The organism is Streptomyces sp. NPDC020299, assembly GCF_044387825.1.
Taxonomy (GTDB): Bacteria; Actinomycetota; Actinomycetes; order Streptomycetales; family Streptomycetaceae; genus Streptomyces.
The window spans coordinates 117994-135086 of the sequence record NZ_JBIRWL010000003.1 but is presented as its reverse complement, the minus strand read 5'-3'; the positions used below and the strand labels follow the sequence as shown (position 1 = coordinate 135086).

The window sequence follows — 17093 nt, the reverse complement described above, 5'->3', positions numbered from 1 at the left end:
GGTCGGTCTAGTTGGTGCCGATGCGGGCCAGCAGGTCCACGATCCGGCTCTGGACCTCGCCGCTGGTGGAGCGCTCCGCCAGGAACAGCACCGTCTCCCCCGAGGCCAGCCGCGGCAGGTCGGCCTGGTCGACGGCGGCGGTGTAGACGACCAGCGGGGTGCGGTTGAGCTGCCCGTTCGTGCGCAGCCAGTCCACGATCCCGGCCCGGCGCCGGTGCACCTGCATCAGGTCCATCACGACCAGGTTCGGCCTGAGCTGCCCGGCCAGCGTCACCGCGTCCGCGTCACTCGCGGCCCGCGCGACCTGCATCCCGCGCCGCTCCAGCGTCGCGGTCAGGGCGAGGGCGATCTCCGCGTGCTCCTCGATCAGGAGGACACGCGGCGGGTGCTGCTCGCTGTCGCGCGGCGCGAGCGCCTTCAGCAGGACGGCGGGATCGGCACCGTACGCCGCCTCGCGCGTCGCCTGCCCGAGCCCGGCCGTGACCAGCACCGGCACCTCGGCCGCGACCGCCGCCTGCCGCAGCGACTGCAGCGCGGTACGGGTGATCGGCCCGGTCAGCGGATCCACGAACAGCGCGGCGGGGAAGGCCGCGATCTGCGCGTCGACCTCCTCGCGCGAGTGCACGATCACCGGCCGGTAGCCGCGGTCGCTGAGCGCCTGCTGCGTGGTGACGTCCGGCGCGGGCCACACCAGCAGCCGGCGCGGGTTGTCCAGCGGCTCCGGCGGCAGCTCGTCGTCCATCGGCTGCGGGCGCGGGGGGTCCGCGACCTCGATCGCCCCGCCCGGACCGTCCAGCGGCTCGGGACCCTCGGCGGCGTTCTCGTCCGGGGCGCCTATGGCGTACGACCGTCCGGCACCCTCGGTGGCCGGGGCGAGCCGCGACTGCCCGGCCAGAGAAGGCTGGGGGACGGGCTGCGCCACCGGCTGTGCGAGGGCCTGGGCGACGGGCTGCGCGACCGGCTGTCCCGGCGCCTGCTCGGCGGGCGGATGCGGGCGGGCACCCTGCTCCGGACGTGTGGCCGGGTCGGGCGGCGTGCCCAGTTTGCGGCGCCGCCCGGAACCGCCCGGCTGGTGCGGGGGCGGCGTGGCCGTCGGCTGCTGCACCTGCAGGGCCTGCCTGCTGAACGGCACGCCCTGCCCCAGCGTCCGCACGCTGAAGCCCTGCCCCTGCGTCGAGTTCACGTCGACGGGCGCGGCACCCGCCTCGGCGGGCAACGGCTGGGCGGCCCGGGCCCGCGCGGCGGCGTGCTCCGGGGGGAGGGGGGTACCGGGGGCCGGGGTGGCCGTTGCGTTGGGCGGTACGGGGACGTCCGCGGCCGGAGCCGGAGCCGGAGCCGGAGCCGGGAGCTCGGGGGCCTGACCCGCGGGTGCCTGGCCTGTGGCGGACTGGCCGGGAACGGCCTCCGCGGGCAGTGGCTGGGCGGCGGGCAGCGGCCCGGTGTTCTGCGCGGGGAGCGACACGGCGGCGGCCTGAGCGGGAGTGGCCTGGGCCGCGGCGGGGAGCTCACCCGGGGTGACCTGCGGCGGGACCGTCTGACCCAGCCCGGCCGGAACCGCGACCGGCTGGCCGGGGGCGATCTGGACCGAACTTCCCGGCGCCGGAGCCGTGCCCTGGCCGGGAGCGCCGGCGGCCTCCGCCGACTGCTGCGCCGGGACCACGGCCCGTCGGCGGCGGCCCGTCGGCGCGCTGGTGGGATGCGGCTGGGGCGGGGTGTGGTCCTCGGACTGGTCGTGCGCGACGGCGTCGTGCCGGCCGTCGTCGACCGGCACACCGGCCGGCACCGGCGCACCCACACCCGGCGCCTGCCCGGCAGCCTCCGGCTGCTCCACGGCCGGCGCCTGCACCTGACCCGGGACCTGCGCCTGCCCCACGGCCTGCGCCTGCCCGTCCGGCCCTTCGGCCGGGCGGTCCGCCTCGGCGGGCGGCAGGGCGAAGACCGTACGGGCCCCCGTCTCCTGCGCGGCGGCACGCTCGGCCGCGGCGGCCAGCGCACGGCGACGACGTCCGGTCGGCTGCGCGGTCTCGGCCGCCGGGACGGCCTCGGGGCCCGGCTGGGGACCGGCCGCGGGCAGCGCGGGCGGCAGGGCCTGCCGGTCTCCGTCGTCACGCCGGGCACGCCGTCCACCGGGCGCGGGCACGCCCTGCGGCGGCACGGTTCCGCCGAGTCCCGTGTTCGAGGCCGCGGCTCCCGCGGCATGCTCGGCCGCCGTGACGACAGCGCCTTCGGCGACACCTTGCTCACCACCGACACCAGCGGCGGCACCAGTGGCACCAGTGGCACCAGCGGTGCCCCCGGCATCATCGGCACCGGACCCGGCTCCGTCACCGGCGTCCTCGGCGGGCCGTCCCCGCCGCCGCCCGGTGCCGCCGGACGCCTCAGCACCCCCGGACACCTCAGCTCCCCCGGACACCTCCGCACCCTCGGCCGTCGGCTGGGCCACCTGCTCAAGGGCACGCCTGCGGCGCCGCCCGGTCGGCGCGGGCGCCTCCGCCCCGTCACCACCGGACTCGCCCGGGTCCTCGCTCTCCAGGAAGGCATCGGTGGAGCCCCGCCGGGCCCGCCGCCGCCCGCCACCGGAGCCGTGCTCGACGACGGCCTCCTCGTCGGCGGTCGAATCACCCACCAGGGCCACCTCGGCCCCCGGCACCCGTTCCGGCGCCGGGACGGCCCCGGCCCCACCGCCGATCGGCACCTCGAGCACATACGCACTGCCGCTCATCCCCGGCACCTCGTGCGTCTGCAGCACACCACCGTGCGCCCGTACGATCCCGCGGACGATCGGCTCGTGCACCGGGTCTCCCCCGGCGTACGGCCCGCGCACCTCGATCCGTACGACCTCACCGCGCTGCGCGGCCGCCACGACGACGGTGTTGTCCATGTAACCGCCCGTCGAGACGGGCGCGTTGCCGGTCGCGTCGACCCCGGCGACGTCCGCGACGAGATGCGCGAGCGCGGTCGCGAGCCGCTGCGGGTCGACCTCGGCCTCGATGGGCGGCGCGTGCACGGCGAACTGCACCCGGCCCGGCCCGATGAGCTCGACGGCTCCCTCGACACCGGCGGCGACGACCGAGTCCAGCATCACCTTCGTACGGGCGACGTCCTCCGTGCCCGCGTCGAGCCGCTGGTAGCCGAGGACGTTGTCGATCAGCTGGGTGATGCGGGAGTAGCCGGCGGAGAGGTGGTGCAGCACCTGGTTGGCCTCGGGCCACAGCTGCCCGGCGTCGTCCGCGGCGAGTGCGGCCAGTTCCCGGCGCAGCTCGTCCAGCGGCCCGCGCAGGGAGCCCGCGAGCAGCGTGAGCAGCTGCTCGTGCCGCCCGGCCAGGGCCTCGTAGCGGTCCTTCTCCCGCTCGCCGAGCGCGGCGTACCGTTCCTCGCCGGCCGCCAGCTCCTCGGCGTGCCGCTCTTCCAGCTCCTCGATCCGGGTGACGTGCTCCTGACGCAGCGCGGTCAGTTCGGAGGCGTGCTCCTCGGAGAGCTTCTCCAGCTCCAGGGCGTGCGCCTGCTCCAGGGCCGCCTTCTCCTCGGCGAGCGCGTCCAGGGGCCGCCGGTCGGTGAAGGTCATCACGGCGCCGACCAGCTGGTCGCCGTCGCGCACGGGCGCGGTGGTCAGATCGACCGACACCTCGTCCCCGGACTTGGACCACAGCACCTGCCCGCGCACCCGGTGCTTGCGCCCGGAGCGCAGGGTGTCGGCGAGCGGCGACTCGTCGTACGGGAAGGGCGAGCCGTCGGCGCGGGAGTGCACTACGAGGGTGTGCAGCTCCTTGCCGCCGAGCTCGCTGGCCCGGTAGCCCAGTATCTGCGCGGCGGCCGGATTGACGAGCACGATCCGCCCGTCCGTGTCCGTGCCCACGACACCTTCCGCCGCGGCCCGCAGGATCATCTCGGTCTGCCGCTGTGAGCGCGCCAGCTCCGCCTCGGTGTCGACGGTGCCGGACAGATCGCGTACGACGAGCATCAGCAGCTCGTCGCCGGTGTAGCCGTAACCGTCGTAGGCCTGCTGCCCGTTCTCCAGATTCGCGCTGGTGACCTCGACCGGGAACTCGGTCCCGTCGGTCCGCCGGGCGATCATCCGCGTCGGCTTGGTCCGGCCCTGCGGGTCCATCTGGTCGGGCCGCCGCATGGAGCCCGGGATCAGCCTGGAGTCGAACTCCGGCAGCAGATCGAGCAGCCCCCGCCCCACCAGAGCCGTACCCGGAGTCTCGAAGGCCTCCAGGGCGATGGTGTTGGCGTTGACGACCGTTCCATTGGCGTTGACCAGCACCAACGCGTCGGGCAGCGCGTCCAGTATGGCTGCGAGGCGAGCAGCGCCTCGGGATGGCCTGCTGCTCACGAAACGCTTCCTCCCTGTTACCGCACCTTGCCGACCGCTCGGGCCATCTTGCCAACCGGCCCGCAGCGTGTCACGCGAGGGAGTCTAAGGGCAGCGGTTGCGCTCGCGACGCCGGATGAGAGGGAGGTCGCACGACGAAGTGACGGGGAACGTGTGACCGCCCGCCCCAGCCTCCGCTCTGCCTCGGTCTTTGGCCCGCGAGACTTTCGCAGGACCTTTACGGGACCGGGGATTCCGCCACGGAAAGTCTGTGGCCGGTCGCTACGCACGCAGGTCGGGCAGCAGGGGGACGAGCCGGTCCCACCGGTCGATCTCGCACCCGTTGCTCCGGTCGTACGTCGCGTCGACCGGCCGCCCGGCCCAGACCCCCGTCACATGGGCGGTGGCCGGGCCCCCGTACAGCATCGTGCACATCTGGCCCGGCGCGACCGGCGCGAAGGTGTCCCGTCCCCACCGTGTGTTCCGGTCCAGCGTCCGGCAGGCACCACCCACATCCGGGTGACTGCCGGCCCCCGGATGACAGGACAGCCGGTACCGGCCGTCCCGGCCACCGCCCGCGTGCCGGACGGTGACGGTGAGGTGATCGCCGGAGGTGGCGGTGGTGGCGGCCCGGTCCTCGGGTCGTACGGGCGGGGGCGCCGAGACACCGCTGTGTACGGCAGCGGGCGCGGCGGCGAGAGCGGGCGCGGCGGAGAGGGCGGAAAGAGCGGCGGCGGCCACTGCGGCGATGTGCGCCCGCGAGATGACCGGCAACATGTCCTGCAACATGTCCTGCCCAACGCTCCGGCCGCCCGGACGTTGCGCTCCCGGCCCCGACCGGCTCGCCGACAAGGAAGGCCTTTGCCCTGTGGCCCGCCTGCCTAGTACCGTGGGAGCCGATTGGTGACAGCACGCTCGACTGTGTCATCATCTGCACGCACCGATCGCGCGCTCGCGTGAGCGGTTGTGCTGGAGGCGTCGCCTAGTCCGGTCTATGGCGCCGCACTGCTAATGCGGTTTGGGCCTTACAGCCCATCGAGGGTTCAAATCCCTCCGCCTCCGCCCCTGATCACCGAAGCCCCGGTCCACACGGACCGGGGCTTTGGTGCTCTACAGCTCCCGACATCGCCATTTCCGCAGGTCACAAGGGGTGTGCGGAACGGATTTCACATGGCGGCGGCAGTCATGTAATGTTCTTCCTGTCGCCGCGAGCGGGCCGGAAGGGCCGGGAGCGGGGACAAAAAACAAAACAAGCACTCGTAGCTTAACGGATAGAGCATCTGACTACGGATCAGAAGGTTGCAGGTTCGAATCCTGCCGAGTGCACAACAGTTCAAAGGCCCCGGATCACTCCGGGGCCTTTGGCGTTTCAGGACGCGGTGAGGAGAAGATCAGTGAACTGGGCGCCGTACTCGGCGGCCTTGCTTCGACGCTTCATGACGAGCAGCAGGACACGCACGACTGTGTTGATCACACCCGTGGAGCGCGTGGCCCAGAGCGAGGCGATGACGCTGGCCGACGAGGGGCGCACGGCCAAGGCCATCCGCCGGTTGCGCAAGGAATCCGGCCTGGGGCTGGGCGCGGCCTCCGTGGCACTGGACCTGCTCACCCAGGGATGACGGACCTGCTCATCAGCGGCCACCGCGACTCCGCGATCAAGATCCTCAGGGAGCGAACCGACGTCGGTCTCGCCGGGTCCTACCATCTCGTGACGGAACTGAGCACCCGAATCGATCCGCATTGAATCCGGGTGGCACACCAGCATCCTGAGAGGTAGCTGCATGCGCGACACCGCCGACTTCATAGCCGAGACCTACGCGCTCGGCGCCGGGCCGTGGACCATGGCGCGCGTCACCCGTGGTGCACTGGGGCAGATCTGGAAGCTTTCCGGAGACGGTTCCGCTTGGGCGATAAAGGAACTCCTCTTCGGCTGCGACGAAGAACAGGTCCGCCGGGAGGCGGCATTACGGCAGGCCGCGGAGAACCTGGGAATCGCGTCACCGCGGCTCATCCCCAATCGCCACGGTACGCACGTCTCACAGATCAGCCCTTCTTCGGGCGGGTCCTACGTGAAGGTGTACGACTGGATCGACGGCACCGAGGCGGATGCCTCCGACCCGGACGTCCTGGACTGGTTCGGCCGGACGATGGCACTCCTCCACACGGCGGGGGAGGGCGCGAGCGAGATGCCGGGCTCCTGGTACGAGCAGTGCCCCCGGGAAGCGGACTGGAAAGACCTGCACGAGAGGGTCCACCGGGCCGGCCTGCCGTGGTCGGACGCGCTGGGCCGGTTCATCAGCACGTCGGCGGCAGAGCTGGCGCACTGGGTGACCGCGTCCGACCCCGGTGATCTGGTGACCTCGCATCTCGACCTGCGGCCCCAGAACGTCCTGGTCGGCCCGGACGGACCGGTCCTCCTCGACTGGGACAACGCCGGGACCGTTTCGGCGGAACGGGAACTCGCACGCGCCGTGTACGTATGGGCGGGCGGTAACCGGGTGAACATCGATTCCGCCCGGCGACTGGCGCGGGCCTACCGGAGCGCCGGAGGCCGCGCCACGATTTCCGGACCGCGGTCTTTCTCGATGCTCTTCGCGACGGACCTGAACTTCATCCACGTACAGGCCCAGTGCGCGATCGACCCGACCGTGACCGCCGCGCAGCGCGAGTTCGCGAGCGACCAGGTCGTCGCTTGCCTGCGCAGCGTTCCGGATCTGGCGGCCGTTTCCCGGTTGGCCGCCGAGCTCGGGGACGTCTGACGCCACTACAACCTTCCTCACACCTCACGGGTCTCCACGCTGTATCAGGCCCCGATCCGCGACTTCACCGGCTTCGAGATCGCTCGCCGTACGGCGAGACCCGTGCCATGACCAGGCTGGCCGGTTGACGGTCCGCTCAGCACTCCCCGCCGCCGGGCTCGCCCTTGTTCAGTTTCTCGAGGTACTCGTGGGCGAGTGCGGTGGCGCGGGTGAACCAGTCGTTGACGACGGCGAGTTCGTCGGGCGAGTAGTCGGCGAAGAGCGCGTTGAGGCGGGCGTAGTGGCCGGCGTACACGGCTGTGACCCGCTCGACCGCCTCGGGAAGGGCGGCCACACGGACACGGCGGCGGTCGGTGGGGTCGGGGCGGCGGGTGACGTACCCGGCGCGTTCCAGGCGGTTGAGGATTCCGGTGACCGCGCCTGTGGTGACGTGGGCGCGGGCCGCCAGGTCGCCGGCCGTGAGCAGGTCGTCTCCGGCCTCCAGGACGAAGGCGAAACAGGTCAGGTCGGTGACGTTCAGACCCAACCGCCGGGCCAGTTCCTGCTGTCCGATCAGGTGGGCCGCGATGAGGTGGTCCATCGCGGACAGCGCCTGGGCCGGGGTGGCTGGTGGGCGCGGCGTGCCGTGCATCTTGAGGGGCTCCAGTGTCCCCCACTTTCGAGCCGATTCTGCTGCCCGCGCATGCCCACGCATGTCCCGGGTGAGGGAGGCGGGTGCATGAGCGCGCATCTGTACGACGAGGGTCACACGGTCGCCGGCTGGACCGGCTTCGGCATCGCGACCGCCGGGGGCGGGTTGGTGGGGCTGGGGGTGTGCACGGGCTCGGTCGCCGCTCTGGGGGCGGGGCTGGCGGTTGTCGTACTCAGCGTTCTCGTCACCTGGGGCCTGCACCTCTCCGGCTGGGGCAAGCCGCCCGGACGGCGGCCCAGGGGGCAGTGGGGGATGCGGGTGCGTGATCCGCTGGCGCGAGAGGGGCACGCGGGGTGCGTGGGGTGTCGGCTGGCGGGGCGGGGGCGGCGGAGTGCGGCGGCCGTGGTGCCGGACGGGGTGGGCGACGAGTTGGCAGAATCGGTACCTCTGTCGCCTTTCGAGTGAACGTGCCTCATGCGAACGGGGATTGGCCGTATGTGCTCATAGCTTCCGGTGTGGAGGTGATGCTCGATGTACGAGCAGAACGACATGCCGCCGGAAGCGCCGGCGGCACGGAAGCAGGACGCGATCGACATCAACGACTTCGTGTTCGCGGCCACGGGGGCGCGGGTGCGGAGGCTTACCTTGCCGGATGGGGAGTACTGGTTCCCGGCGGCGGACGTGGCGCGCCAGCTGGGGTACACCAACACCCGGCAGGCACTGCAGATGCATGTCGCGGCAAACTGCCAGGAGCGCCTGAGCGAGATTGCACAAGGCGTCTGTACAGCAGACACCTTGAGCAAACTTGCAGCTCACAGGCTGCAAAAGTCGATGAAGATGGTGAATCTCAAGGGCCTGATCCAGCTCGTACAGGGTTGCACCAAACCCGAATGCGAGCCCTTCAAGCGATGGGTCTCCGACGTCATCGCCATCATCCAGCGCGACGGCTCCTACAGCCTGGAACCGGCTCCCGTGCAACCCGCCCCCAACGGCGGCACGGCGTACCTCATGCCCGAGCAGGTCGCTGACGCCATCGTCCGCCTGGAGGAGCGGAACATCCAGGCGGATGAGGCGCTGACGGTCGCCCAGGCCGAGCGGATCGCGGAGATGCGCCAGACCAACGAGCATCTGGCGGTCATGAAGGAACAGTCCCGGTCCACCGAGCGGTCCATCGGCGAAGCACTCCACCGCATCGCCGACACCCTCGACCTCCTCGCCCAACGGTTCCGGCCGACCGCGCCCGCTGCGGAGGTCCCGGCGATCACGCCCCAGGAGCTGCTGGCCGGCTGGCGGGCGAGGAACCTGGTCGTCACGGAGGACGTGCACGCGGTGGCGGCGTACCTGGCGCCTGCGCTGGTGCGGGGCCCGGTCCGGTGTCAGCTGGAGGACGTCGCCACACGCACGGGGCTGACGCTCGACCGTGTCCGTGACTGTCTGCGCATGCTGATCAAGCGGGGCTGCATGCGGCAGACGGGATGTACGCCGGACGGGGCACCCGTCTACGTCCTGCCGTAAGGCAAGACGATGCAGGCCCGAAGTCGCAAGACTAAGTTGCGGCTTCGGGCCTTTGCGTACGGTACCGCCTTCCGGCCGCCGCGGGACGTTGTCAGTGGGTCGTCCTACTCTCATGAGTGATGGCACAGGCATGGAAGTGCACGGGGCTGCGGTGGTCGGCGGACGGGCCCGTGCTCGTGTGGGGCGGCGGGCGGAGCAGTGCGCTGCCGTGGGGGAAGCGGGTGGCCTTCGGGGTCGCGGACGGGGGAGTGCGGACATGTGTGGGGGCGCGGGCGCATCCCTGTCCGGTGCGGGCGGCGGTGCCGGGGCGGAGTACGGGGGCGCGGTGCGAGGAGTGTGCGCGGCTGGACCGGGCGCACTCCGTTGCCGCGGACACCATCGCCGATGATCCGCGGCCGTACCGCGTATATCTGGCGTGGTTCGGGCCCGGCATGGTCAAGGTGGGGATCACCGCGGCCGAGCGCGGCTCGGCGCGGCTGCTCGAGCAGGGGGCCGTCTGCTTCAGCTGGCTCGGCACGGGGCCGCTGATGGCCGCGCGGCGCACCGAGGAGTTGCTGCGTGCCGCGCTCGGGGTGCCGGACCGGATCCCGTACGCCGAGAAACGGGCGGTGCGGGCCGCGTTGCCCGGGTCGGCGGAGGAGCGGGCGGCGGAGATCGGGGAACTGCACGCGCGGGCCGTGGCGCTGGCCGGCTGGCCGGACTCGCTCACCCGGGCGCCGTACCAACCCGTCGATCACGTGGGCGTGTTCGGGCTGGACCGGCTGCCGCCCGCCGCCTTGGTGGTGACCGAGCTGGTCGCCGGCGGCTCGGTGAACGGTGAGCTCGTGGCAGCCGCCGGGCCGGATCTTCATCTGGCGACCGGGGGCGGGGTCGCGGTACTCGACACGCGGCTGGTGACCGGGTGGGAGCTGGTGCGCGCCGGCTCCGGTGGACTGACGGAACTGACCGTACTGACCCGGAAGTGTGTGAGAGCGAGGAGCACGCAGGACGAGCTGTTCTGATGGGGCGCTGACGGGACGGACAGGAAGCGGAAAGCGCGTTCACAGGTGACGCACATCACGTGCCTTGGTTTGTGCGTGTCAAAAGGGCCGCAACTGCTGGAAATGGGCCGTGAGTTCGGGGTTCCCTGAGAGATCCCTGTGTGTTTCTCAGGAAAATCACAGACAAGAGAAAGCGTCTTCTCAGAGGACCCCGACAAGGTGTCCACCATGACCACGACCTCGCCCCAGGGGCGCACCGAACTGCTGAGGCCGGACGGGAGCCCCGTCCGAGTGCTTGTGGTGGACGACGAACTGTCGATCACCGAACTCCTGTCCATGGCCCTTCGCTACGAGGGCTGGCAGATCAGGAGCGCGGGTGACGGGCAGGGCGCCATCCAGACGGCCCGCGAGTTCCGGCCCGACGCCGTCGTCCTGGACATGATGCTCCCCGACATGGACGGGCTGACCGTCCTCGGGCGGCTGCGGCGCGAACTGCCCGACGTGCCGGTGCTGTTCCTGACCGCCAAGGACGCGGTCGAGGACCGTATCGCCGGTCTCACCGCCGGCGGCGACGACTACGTCACCAAGCCGTTCAGCCTCGAAGAGGTCGTGGCCCGGCTGCGCGGGCTCATCCGGCGGTCCGGTGCGGCCGACCGGCGGTCCGACTCCGTGCTGGTCGTCGGCGATCTGACCCTCGACGAGGACAGCCACGAGGTGTCGCGGGCCGGGGATTCCATACACCTCACCGCCACCGAGTTCGAACTCCTGCGCTTTCTCATGCGTAATCCCAGGCGTGTACTCAGCAAGGCGCAGATCCTCGACCGCGTGTGGTCGTACGACTTCGGCGGCCAGGCCAATGTCGTCGAGCTCTACATCTCGTACCTGCGGCGCAAGATCGACGCGGGGCGTGAGCCGATGATCCACACCCGGCGTGGGGCCGGTTATCTGATCAAGCCCGCCGCGTCATGAGCGGGCGACGACGGCCGCGTGCGCAGAAGCGAGCAGGTAAGCCGCGTACCCTGCGGACGCGGCTCGTCGTCTCGACGGTGACGCTGATCGCGGTGGTGTGTGCGGTGATCGGCACGGTGACGACCCTCGCGCTGAAGCAACACCTTGACGAGCAGCTGAACGGCAAGGTGCACGAAGTCGCCATGCGTGCGGGAGGCGGCAACATGCTGCCGAAGGGCCCGAACGCGAACGGTCCGAACGGGAAGGCCCCCACCGCCCCCGGCAGCCAGGGCACCGTGCAGAAGGTCGACACCTCGGCGCGCGGCAAGGTGAAGAACCTCGTCACCAACGGTCCCACGCAGGAAAAGACCATCGCCGCCTACGTGGAGAACGGCAAGGTCACCAGCGCGGCCATCGCCAAGCGGACGAACGACAACGCCGGCTTCTTCAAGAACATGGCCGCCGACTACCTCGACGCGGCACAGCGGGCCGCCCTCGACTCGGTACCGAGGGACCAGAAGCCGCACACCGTGGACATCCCCGGCCGGGGGGATTACCGCGTCGAATACGTCCAGAGCCGCGACAGCACTGACGCCTACTACGTCGCCCTGCCGACGGCCGATGTCGACGGCACCGTCAACACCCTGATCCTCGTCGAGATCAGCATCACCGCCGCCGGCCTCGGCGCCGCCGTCCTCGCCGGATACGTGCTCGTCGGCGTGGCCACCCGCCCCCTCCGCAAGGTCGCCGCCACCGCCACCCGGGTCTCCGAACTCCCCCTGCACACCGGCGAGGTGAACCTCAGCGAGCGGGTGCCCGAGTCCGAGACCGATCCGCATACCGAGGTCGGCCAGGTCGGCGCGGCGCTCAACCGGATGCTGAACCATGTGCACGGCGCGCTGCACGCCCGGCAGCAGAGCGAGATGCGGGTACGGCAGTTCGTGGCCGACGCCAGTCATGAGCTGCGGACGCCACTCGCCTCCATCCGCGGGTACGCCGAGCTCACGCGCCGCGGGCGCGAGCAGGTCGGGCCCGACACCCGGCACGCGCTCGGGCGGATCGAGTCCGAGGCCGGGCGGATGACCCTCCTCGTGGAGGATCTCCTGCTCCTCGCCCGGCTCGACGCCGGACGGCCCCTGCAGATCGAGCAGACCGACCTGATCCCCCTGGTCGTCGACACGATCAGCGACGCCCGCGCGGCCGGCATGGACCACAACTGGCGGCTCGACCTGCCCGACGAACCGGCGCTGGTCGCGGCGGACGCGGCGCGGATCCAGCAGGTGCTGGTCAATCTGCTGGGCAACGCCCGCAAGCACACCCCGCCCGGTACGACCATCATCGCGCGCGTGCAGCGGCGCGGCCCGTGGATGTGCGTGGACGTCGAGGACAACGGCCAGGGCATCCAGCCCGACCTGCTGCCGCACGTCTTCGAGCGGTTCGCGCGAGGCGACGCGGCCCGGTCCAGGGCGACCGGCTCGACCGGTCTGGGGCTCGCCATCGTCCAGGCGGTCGCGACCGCGCACGGCGGTGCGGTGACCGTGGACAGCGTGCCGGGGCAGACGGTGTTCACCGTGCACCTGCCCGCACTGGGCCCGGCCGTGCCGCGACCGGCGCCCGAAACGAACTGGCAATCGCACTCACAGGCACACCACAGTGCCACCACATGGGTGCAACAGGGGGCTTGACCAGAGTCGTTGTCATGCGAACCGACTCTTCTCCCGGCACCCTGCCGGCGCGGGAGCACCTCCCGGCCGGCGACGCCGGTACGCCTGTCCTGGACGTAGTGATCCCCGTCTACAACGAGGAGAAGGACCTCCAGCCATGCGTGCTCAGACTGCATGAGCACCTCACGCGCACCTTCCCGTACGCGTTCCGCATCACGATCGCGGACAACGCGTCCACGGACACCACCCCCCAGGTGGCGGCGCGGCTGGAGGCGGAGATCCCGGAGGTCACCAACTTCCGCCTGGAGCAGAAGGGCCGGGGCCGCGCCCTGCGGACCGTGTGGTCCGCGTCGGACGCCCCGATCCTCGCCTACATGGACGTCGACCTGTCCACCGACCTCAACGCGCTGCTGCCGCTGGTGGCGCCGCTGATCTCGGGCCACTCCGACCTGGCGATCGGGTCCCGGCTGGCCCGTTCCTCGCGGGTGGTGCGCGGTCCCAAGCGGGAGTTCATCAGCCGCGCCTACAACCTCATCCTGCGCGGCTCGCTCCAGGCCCGCTTCTCGGACGCGCAGTGCGGGTTCAAGGCGATCCGGCGTGATGTGGCCCAGGTGCTGCTGCCGCTCGTCGAGGACACCGGCTGGTTCTTCGACACCGAGATGCTGGTGCTGGCGGAGCGCGCGGGCCTCAGGATCCACGAGGTGCCGGTCGACTGGGTGGACGACCCGAACTCGACGGTGCACATCGTGAAGACGGCGACCGACGACCTCAAGGGCGTGTGGCGGGTGGGCAAGGCCCTGGCCACCGGTTCGCTGCCGCTGGACCGGGTCGCCCGGCCGTTCGGCGACGACCCCCGCGACCGGGAGATCAAGGACGTACCGAAGGGGCTGGCCCGCCAACTCGTCGGGTTCTGTGTCGTCGGCGGTCTGTCGACGCTCTTCTACCTGGTCCTGTACAGCGTCTTCCGGCAGTTCTCCGGCTCGCAGATCGCCAACGCGCTGGCGCTGCTGGTCTCGGCCGTGGCGAACACGGCGGCCAACCGGCGGCTGACCTTCGGGGTGCGCGGCCGGGGCGGGGCCGTCCGGCACCAGGCGCAGGGCCTGGTCGTCTTCGGTATCGGCCTCGCGCTGACCAGCGGTTCGCTCGCCGCCCTGAACGCGGCCACCTCCGACCCCGCGCACTCCACCGAGCTGGCGGTGCTGATCGCCGCCAACCTCGCGGCGACGGTGCTGCGCTTCCTGCTCTTCCGCGCGTGGGTGTTCCCGGACCGCGACGGCGCCGACGACTGCGACGACCGTGACGAGGAGTCCACGGGCGTGGCCGCGCACCATCCGTCCTCGCCGACCCACAGCACGGTGATCCCGCAGCAGACCGGCCCGTACGCGCCGCTGCCGCAGCGCCCGACGACCCACCAGCCCCACCAGCCCCGCACGCCGTACGACACGACGTACGGCACGACGACCCAGTTCCGCGCCGGTGAAGCCGCGGACGGCACCTGGAGGGACGCGACGATGCGGCTGCAGCCGGTCCGTCCCCACGACACCGACCCGAGGGACGCCCGATGACCACCCACCCCGACCAGACGACCTATCCGGGGGGCACCGGTCCCTCCGGCTGGGGGCCGCCCCCGGCCACCCCGCAGACGCAGCAGCCGCCCGCTGCTCCGGCGCCCGGTTCGGGTGAGCCGCAGCAGCCCTTCGTACGGAGACTGTGGCGCGGCCGGCCCGAGGACCCGCGCTGGGTGCGCCCGGCCTTCCTCGGTCTGCTGGCCGTCACCTTCCTCCTCTACCTGTACGACCTGAGTGCCTCCGGCTACGCCAACTCCTTCTACTCGGCGGCCGTGCAGGCGGGCAGCAAGTCCTGGAAGGCGTTCTTCTTCGGCTCGCTGGACGCGGGCAACGCCATCACCGTCGACAAGCCTCCGGCCTCGCTGTGGCCGATGGCGCTGTCGGTCAGGATCTTCGGCCTCAATTCGTGGGCGATCCTGGTCCCCGAGGTCATCATGGGCGTCGCGACGGTCGCCGTGGTGTACGCGGGCGTGCGCCGCCGGTTCAGCCCCGTGGCCGGTCTGGTCGCGGGTGCGGTACTCGCGCTCACCCCCGTCGCGGCGCTGATGTTCCGGTTCAACAACCCGGACGCGATGCTGGCGCTGCTGATGGCCCTCGCCTGCTACCTGGTGGTCCGGGCGCTCGAGGACGGCCGTACGAAGTGGCTGGTCTGGGCGGGCGTGGCGATCGGCTTCGCGTTCCTCGCCAAGACGCTCCAGGCCTTCCTGATCCTGCCGCCGCTGGCGATCGTGTACGCGGTGTGCGCGCCGGTGTCGCTGAAGAAGCGCTTCGGGCAGCTGGCCGCGGCGACGCTCGCGCTGGTCGTCTCCGGTGGCTGGTGGGTCGCGATCGTCGAGCTGTGGCCCGCCTCCTCCCGCCCGTACATCGGCGGCTCGCAGAACAACTCCTTCCTGGAGCTGACCTTCGGCTACAACGGCCTCGGCCGGCTCAACGGCGACGAGACCGGCAGCGTCGGCGGCGGCGGTGGCGGTGGCGCGGGCGGCGGCACCGGCATGTGGGGTGAGACCGGCTGGGACCGGATGTTCAACTCCGAGATCGGCGGCCAGATCTCCTGGCTGCTGCCGGCCGCGCTGATCCTGCTCGTCGCGGGCCTGGTGGCCACCCGGAGGCTGAAGCGGACGTCCGTCACCCGCGGCTCGTTCCTGGTGTGGGGCGGCTCGCTGCTGATCACCATGGTGGTCTTCAGCTACATGGCGGGCATCTTCCACCAGTACTACACGGTGGCCCTCGCCCCGTACCTCGCGGCCGTGATCGGCATGGGCGCCGGGCTGCTGTGGGAGAAGCGGCAGGAGATGTGGGCGTCGATCACCCTCGCCGCCTCCGTGGTCGCGGCCGCGGCCTGGGGGTACGTGCTGCTCAACCGCACCTCCGACTACCTGCCCTGGCTGAGGTGGCTGGTGCTGATCGGCGGCCTGGCCGCCGCGCTCGGCCTGGTCTTCGCGGGCCGGATGAGCCGTCAGCTGGCTCTCGGGGCTGCGGCGGTGGGCCTGGTGGCCGCGCTGGCCGGCCCGACCGCGTACACGCTCAGCACCCTCCAGGAGGGCCACACCGGTTCCATCGTGACGGCGGGCCCGGCGGGCGCGAGCATGATGGGCGGCGGCCGTGGCGGTCCCGGCGGTGGCGGTGGCGGTATGCGCGGCGGCATGCCGGGCCAGAACCAGCAGGGGCAGCAGGGGCAGCAGGGCAACGGCACCGGTGGCTTCCCCGGCGGCGGCATGCCGGGCCAGAACCAGCAGAACGGCGGCGGCACCACGCAGAACCAGCAGAACGGCGGCGGTTTCCCCGGCGGCGGTCGGATGGGCGAGGGCGGCGGAATGGGCGGCGCCGGTGGCGTCGGCGGTCTGCTGAACGGCGCCAGCGTCAGCTCCGCGGCCAAGAAGCTGCTCGAGACGGACGCCGGCAAGTACACCTGGGTCGCCGCGTCCATCGGCTCCCAGAACGCCGCGAGCTACCAGCTGGCCACCGGTGACCCGGTGATGGCGATCGGCGGCTTCAACGGCACCGACCCGTCGCCGACACTGGCCCAGTTCAAGAAGTACGTGGCGGAAGGCAGGATCCACTACTTCATCTCGGGCGGCGGCATGGGCGGCGGCAACAGCGGTACGTCGTCGCAGATCACCTCGTGGGTGCAGAGCAACTTCAAGAAGGTGACGGCCGGTTCGGCCACCTTCTACGACCTCACGCAGAAGACCAGCGGCTGACGGTGGTCGCGACGGTCGCGATGGAGACCGGGACGCGGGGAGAGGCGGTGACCGGAGGGTCGCCGCCTCTCTCGTTCCGTTCGGCGACGGTCGCCCGCGGCTGCCCGAAGGCCCCCGGCTACTCCAGGCCCGCTGCTATTCCTCGGACACCAGTCGCGCCGGAAAGCCCCCGGTGGCGACCGGGCCCCAGCGCTCGGGCGTGATGCGGATGATGGACTTGCCCTGCTTGCGCATGGCCTCGCGGGCCCCTTCTGTCCGCGCCCCTCGCACTGCTGCGCAGGCGTCGGTGCGCTGCGACGGACTCCGTCCGTCGAGGAGGGCCGGGCGTCCCGGACTATTCCTCGGACACCAGCCGCGCCGGAAAGCCCCCGGTGGCGACCGGGCCCCAGCGCTCGGGCGTGATGCGGATGATGGACTTGCCCTGCTTGCGCATGGCCTCGCGGGCCCCTTCTGTCCGCGCCCCTCGCACTGCTGCGCAGGCGTCGGTGCGCTGCGACGGACTCCGTCCGCCG

The 17093-nt window shown here is 71.7% G+C and carries 12 protein-coding genes, 2 tRNA genes and 1 pseudogene; 11 read left to right on the top strand and 4 right to left on the bottom strand.

What is annotated here, in order from left to right; translation table 11 throughout:
- Positions 1-7: 7 nt before the first annotated feature.
- Both ACH45E_RS08470 and ACH45E_RS08465 read right to left on the bottom strand, forming a co-directional pair.
- The gene (locus ACH45E_RS08470; RefSeq protein ID WP_361441793.1) at positions 8-4336 is read right to left on the bottom strand and encodes a PAS domain-containing protein; all 4329 of its coding nucleotides are present in this window, start codon (positions 4334-4336) and stop codon (positions 8-10) included.
- 261 nt (positions 4337-4597) lie between these two features.
- On the bottom strand, positions 4598-5104 hold the full coding sequence (locus ACH45E_RS08465; RefSeq protein ID WP_399040267.1) for an SSI family serine proteinase inhibitor: 507 nt from the start codon (positions 5102-5104) through the stop codon (positions 4598-4600).
- Between the two features lie 182 nt (positions 5105-5286).
- Here ACH45E_RS08465 and ACH45E_RS08460 point away from each other — a divergent pair.
- From ACH45E_RS08460 to ACH45E_RS08445, 4 genes are all read left to right on the top strand, one after another.
- Positions 5287-5377, top strand: a tRNA-Ser gene (locus ACH45E_RS08460).
- Between the two features lie 191 nt (positions 5378-5568).
- A tRNA-Arg gene (locus ACH45E_RS08455) sits at positions 5569-5641 on the top strand.
- Positions 5642-5778: 137 nt separating this feature from the next.
- Positions 5779-5934: a hypothetical protein gene (locus tag ACH45E_RS08450; protein ID WP_361441787.1), complete on the top strand. Its 156-nt coding sequence runs from the start codon at positions 5779-5781 to the stop codon at positions 5932-5934.
- A 162-nt stretch (positions 5935-6096) separates the two neighbouring features.
- Positions 6097-7074, top strand: coding sequence for a phosphotransferase (locus ACH45E_RS08445; RefSeq protein ID WP_361441784.1), 978 nt, complete (start codon positions 6097-6099; stop codon positions 7072-7074).
- A 136-nt stretch (positions 7075-7210) separates the two neighbouring features.
- On the opposite strand, the gene ACH45E_RS08440 is transcribed toward ACH45E_RS08445, so the two are convergent.
- Positions 7211-7705 carry a MarR family transcriptional regulator gene (locus tag ACH45E_RS08440; RefSeq protein WP_361441781.1) on the bottom strand — a complete coding sequence of 165 codons (495 nt, stop codon included), beginning with the start codon at positions 7703-7705 and terminating at the stop codon, positions 7211-7213.
- A gap of 87 nt (positions 7706-7792) precedes the next feature.
- Between ACH45E_RS08440 and ACH45E_RS08435 the strand changes: the two genes are divergently transcribed.
- The 7 genes from ACH45E_RS08435 (at position 7793) to ACH45E_RS08405 (ending at position 16581) form a co-directional block, all read left to right on the top strand.
- The gene (locus tag ACH45E_RS08435) at positions 7793-8170 is read left to right on the top strand and encodes an HGxxPAAW family protein (RefSeq protein ID WP_361441778.1); all 378 of its coding nucleotides are present in this window, start codon (positions 7793-7795) and stop codon (positions 8168-8170) included.
- Positions 8171-8236: 66 nt separating this feature from the next.
- The gene (locus tag ACH45E_RS08430; RefSeq protein WP_361441775.1) at positions 8237-9220 is read left to right on the top strand and encodes a Bro-N domain-containing protein; all 984 of its coding nucleotides are present in this window, start codon (positions 8237-8239) and stop codon (positions 9218-9220) included.
- Between the two features lie 119 nt (positions 9221-9339).
- A complete protein-coding gene (locus tag ACH45E_RS08425; protein ID WP_361441772.1) occupies positions 9340-10221 on the top strand; it encodes a DUF2797 domain-containing protein in 882 nt (293 codons plus the stop codon).
- A 207-nt stretch (positions 10222-10428) separates the two neighbouring features.
- Positions 10429-11169: a response regulator transcription factor gene (locus ACH45E_RS08420; protein WP_165955629.1), complete on the top strand. Its 741-nt coding sequence runs from the start codon at positions 10429-10431 to the stop codon at positions 11167-11169.
- Complete coding sequence (locus ACH45E_RS08415) at positions 11166-12833, top strand: HAMP domain-containing sensor histidine kinase (protein ID WP_361441769.1); 1668 nt, start codon at positions 11166-11168, stop codon at positions 12831-12833. Before ACH45E_RS08420 ends, ACH45E_RS08415 begins: the two co-directional genes overlap by 4 nt.
- Before the next feature lie 14 nt (positions 12834-12847).
- Positions 12848-14377: a bifunctional glycosyltransferase family 2/GtrA family protein gene (locus ACH45E_RS08410; protein WP_361441766.1), complete on the top strand. Its 1530-nt coding sequence runs from the start codon at positions 12848-12850 to the stop codon at positions 14375-14377.
- A complete protein-coding gene (locus ACH45E_RS08405) occupies positions 14374-16581 on the top strand; it encodes a glycosyltransferase family 39 protein (protein ID WP_361441763.1) in 2208 nt (735 codons plus the stop codon). Before ACH45E_RS08410 ends, ACH45E_RS08405 begins: the two co-directional genes overlap by 4 nt.
- 334 nt (positions 16582-16915) lie before the next feature.
- Here ACH45E_RS08405 and ACH45E_RS08400 read toward each other — a convergent pair.
- Positions 16916-17023, bottom strand: a pseudogene (locus ACH45E_RS08400) (PPOX class F420-dependent oxidoreductase); the annotation flags it as partial.
- Between the last annotated feature and the right edge of the window lie 70 nt (positions 17024-17093).

What these genes read in the sequence shown, in the direction of transcription:
- ACH45E_RS08410 (WP_361441766.1), top strand. Translation starts at nt 12,848, where the DNA reads ATGCGAACCGACTCTTCTCCCGGCACCCTGCCGGCGCGGGAGCACCTC.
- ACH45E_RS08415 (WP_361441769.1), top strand. Translation starts at nt 11,166, where the DNA reads ATGAGCGGGCGACGACGGCCGCGTGCGCAGAAGCGAGCAGGTAAGCCG.
- ACH45E_RS08445 (WP_361441784.1), top strand. Translation starts at nt 6,097, where the DNA reads ATGCGCGACACCGCCGACTTCATAGCCGAGACCTACGCGCTCGGCGCC.
- ACH45E_RS08405 (WP_361441763.1), top strand. Translation starts at nt 14,374, where the DNA reads ATGACCACCCACCCCGACCAGACGACCTATCCGGGGGGCACCGGTCCC.
- ACH45E_RS08425 (WP_361441772.1), top strand. Translation starts at nt 9,340, where the DNA reads ATGGCACAGGCATGGAAGTGCACGGGGCTGCGGTGGTCGGCGGACGGG.
- ACH45E_RS08440 (WP_361441781.1), bottom strand. Translation starts at nt 7,705, where the DNA reads ATGCACGGCACGCCGCGCCCACCAGCCACCCCGGCCCAGGCGCTGTCC.
- ACH45E_RS08435 (WP_361441778.1), top strand. Translation starts at nt 7,793, where the DNA reads ATGAGCGCGCATCTGTACGACGAGGGTCACACGGTCGCCGGCTGGACC.
- ACH45E_RS08430 (WP_361441775.1), top strand. Translation starts at nt 8,237, where the DNA reads ATGTACGAGCAGAACGACATGCCGCCGGAAGCGCCGGCGGCACGGAAG.
- ACH45E_RS08420 (WP_165955629.1), top strand. Translation starts at nt 10,429, where the DNA reads ATGACCACGACCTCGCCCCAGGGGCGCACCGAACTGCTGAGGCCGGAC.
- ACH45E_RS08465 (WP_399040267.1), bottom strand. Translation starts at nt 5,104, where the DNA reads ATGTTGCAGGACATGTTGCCGGTCATCTCGCGGGCGCACATCGCCGCA.